Below are 3264 nucleotides of genomic sequence, written 5' to 3' on the forward strand. Positions count from 1 at the left end.
GGACCGTGACAACCGTTGGGACCGCGTCTCCGAGGCCTATTCCGCCATGGTCCGCGGTGACGGTCAGAAATCCGCCAATGCCCATGCCGCCATCACCCGTGGCTATGAGAACGGCGAGACGGATGAATTCATCACGCCCACGGTCCTCGGCTCCTACGCCGGGGCGCAGGACGGGGACGGGTTCTTCTGCCTGAACTTCCGCGCCGACCGCGCCCGCGAGATCCTGCGCGCCGTGGGCGAGCCGGGGTTCGACGCCTTCGACACCGGTGCCCGCCCGAATTGGGCCGCGCTTCTGGGCATGGTCGACTATTCCACCGACCACAACGCCTATATGACCACCTGCTACCCCAAGCAGGACATCCGCAACACGCTTGGCGAATGGGTCGCGAAACAGGGCCGTAGCCAGTTCCGCCTGGCCGAGACCGAGAAATACCCCCATGTGACCTTCTTCCTCGACGGCGGGGTCGAAAACCAGAAGGACGGCGAAGACCGCTTCATGCCGCTCTCGCCCAAGGTGGCGACCTATGACCTGCAACCCGAGATGTCGTCCGAAGAGGTGACGGAGCAGTTCGTTTCCGCGATCGAAAAGGGCTATGACCTGATCGTCACCAATTACGCCAATCCCGACATGGTGGGTCACACCGGCGATCTGAAGGCTGCGATGGCCGCCTGTGCGGCGGTGGACCGGGGCCTGGCCCGCGTGGTCGAGGCGCTGGACAAGGCCGGCGGCGCGATGATCCTGACCGCCGATCACGGCAATTGCGAGGTCATGGTGGATCCCGAAACCGGCGGGCCGCATACCGCGCATACCACCAACCTTGTGCCCGTGGCCTTGATCGGCGGGCCCGAGGGGGCCAAGCTGCGGGCAGGGCGTCTGGCCGATCTGGCCCCGACCCTGCTGGAGCTGATGGGCCTTCCGAAGCCCGAGGAAATGACCGGGGAAAGCCTGCTTTCATGATCCGTGCCGCCCGCCTTGCCGCGCTTGCCGCGCTGCTGTGCCTGCCGGGCCTTGCCCCGGCGCAGGGGGCTGGCGGGCAGCCGGACACGGCGCAGGCCGCGCGCCAGGCCGCCCAGGATATCGAAGCCGCAGTCACCATGCTGGCCGCGACCGAAGAAGCCCCCGACCGCGTCGCCGCGCTGACCGAAACCACCCGCGCCTTCGAGGCCGGGCTGGCCGCGATGCGCGACGGATTGCGCCGCGTCGCCGCGCGAGAGGCCGAGCTGAGCGCCCGGCTTGATGCCCGCGAAGACGAGATTGCCCAATTGCTGGGCACGCTTCAGGTCATGGGCGGCACCGGCACACCGGCGGTTTTCCTGCATCCTTCGGGGGCCGTGGGCACCGCACGTTCGGCGATGATCGTCGCCGATGTTTCGCGCGGGCTGGACCAGCAGGCCGCCGGGTTGCGCGCCGATCTGGAAGAGGTCCGGGTGCTGCGGCAGCTGCAGGAAAACGCCTCGACCATCCTGGCGGATGGGCTGCGCGGCGTGCAGCAGGCCCGCACCGATCTTAGCCAGGCCGTGGCCGATCGCCGCGATCTGCCGCGCAAATTCACCGAAGATCCCATCAAGACCGCGCTTCTGATCGCCTCGACCGAGACGCTGGATGCCTTTGCCTCGGGGCTGACGCAGATCGCCAGCAACGAACGCGCGCTGGATCTGCCAAGCGTCCGCGACCGCAAGGGGCAGATCCCCAGCCCGGTCCAGGGCCGGGTACTGCGCCGCGCAGGCCAGGCGGATGCGGCCGGGATCACACGCCCCGGCGTGGTGCTGGTGACACGCCCCCGGGCGCTGGTCACATCGCCCGTCGCCTCGACAATCCGCTACCGGGGGCCTTTGCTTGACCTCGGAAATGTGATGATCCTTGAACCGGAACCGGGCATATTGTTCGTATTCGCGGGGCTGGACGTGGTCTATGGTGCCTCGGGTGACATTCTTGCGGCCGGCGCGCCGATCGGGTTGATGGGGGGGACGACCCCCGACCTCGGGGCGATGCTGATCGAGACCAATGGCAACGGGGCCGATACGGAATTGAGCGAAACGCTCTATATGGAAGTGCGACAAGACAATATCCCGCAGGACCCCGCAGAGTGGTTCCGGGAGATGAAGGAATAAGAGCATGAAGAAACATATCGTCGCCGGTCTGGTCGGCATCACCGCCGGCCTGCTGGGTTCGACACAGGTTGCGGCACCGCTGCTGGCCCAGGACAATGCAAGATCAAGCAACGTCTACGAGCAGCTGGACCTGTTTGGCGACATCTTCGAGCGTATCCGCGCGCAATACGTGGAAGAGGTCGACGAATCCAAGCTGATCGAAGCGGCGATCGACGGCATGCTCACCTCTCTTGATCCGCATTCGTCCTACCTGTCGCCCGATGACGCCACCGCGATGCGGGTGCAGACCCGGGGCGAATTCGGCGGTCTCGGGATCGAGGTCACCCAGGAAGAGGGCTTTGTCAAAGTCGTCTCGCCCATGGATGGCACGCCCGCCTTCGAAGCCGGGATCGAGGCCGGAGATTTCATCACCCACGTGGACGGCGAAAGCCTTCTGGGGCTGAACCTGGACGAGGCGGTCGACCTGATGCGCGGCCCCGTGGGGTCTGAGATCGTCGTGACCGTGGTCCGGGAAGGCGAGGCCGAGCCTTTCGACGTCTCGATCATCCGCGACACGATCAAGCTGACCGCCGCCCGCGTGCGCACCGAAGGCCATGCCATCGTTGCCCGGGTGACGACCTTCAACGATCAGACGACGCCGAACCTGGTCGAAGGCCTTGAGGCCCAGATCGAAGCGGCCGGCGGCATGGACGAGGTCAACGGCATCGTGCTGGACCTGCGCAACAACCCCGGCGGTCTGCTGACCCAGGCGATCAAGGTGGCCGATACCTTCCTTGAGAAGGGTGAAATCGTCTCGACCCGCGGCCGCAACCCCGAGGACGGGGAACGGTTCAACGCGACGCCGGGCGACCTGATCGAAGGCAAGCCGATCGTTGTGCTGATCAACGGCGGCTCGGCGTCTGCGTCGGAAATCGTTGCAGGCGCACTGCAGGATCACCGCCGCGCCATCGTCGTGGGCACGAAATCCTTCGGCAAAGGCTCGGTCCAGACGGTCATGCCGCTGCGGGGCGACGGCGCGATGCGTCTGACCACGGCGCGCTACTACACGCCCTCGGGCCGGTCGATCCAGGCGCTTGGCGTCTCGCCCGACATCATCGTCCAGCAGCCGCCCCGCGCCCTGCCCGGCGAGGAGGAAGAGGAAGAGACCACCGC

Annotated in this window: 3 protein-coding genes; all 3 read left to right on the top strand. The window is 66.5% G+C overall.

Annotation, left to right across the window (positions count from 1 at the left end):
• Positions 1-958: 2,3-bisphosphoglycerate-independent phosphoglycerate mutase (gene gpmI, locus ACEQXV_RS08610; protein WP_370268766.1), on the top strand; the 958-nt coding region annotated here is incomplete at its 5' end.
• On the top strand, positions 955-2112 hold the full coding sequence (locus tag ACEQXV_RS08615; RefSeq protein WP_370268767.1) for a murein hydrolase activator EnvC: 1158 nt from the start codon (positions 955-957) through the stop codon (positions 2110-2112). The genes gpmI and ACEQXV_RS08615, both read left to right, overlap by 4 nt.
• A 4-nt stretch (positions 2113-2116) precedes the next feature.
• A partial coding sequence (locus ACEQXV_RS08620) for a S41 family peptidase (RefSeq protein ID WP_370268768.1) occupies positions 2117-3264 on the top strand: 1148 nt, incomplete at its 3' end.

The sequence above is a fragment of the Nioella sp. genome (genome assembly GCF_964229645.1).
GTDB lineage: Bacteria > Pseudomonadota > Alphaproteobacteria > Rhodobacterales > Rhodobacteraceae > Nioella.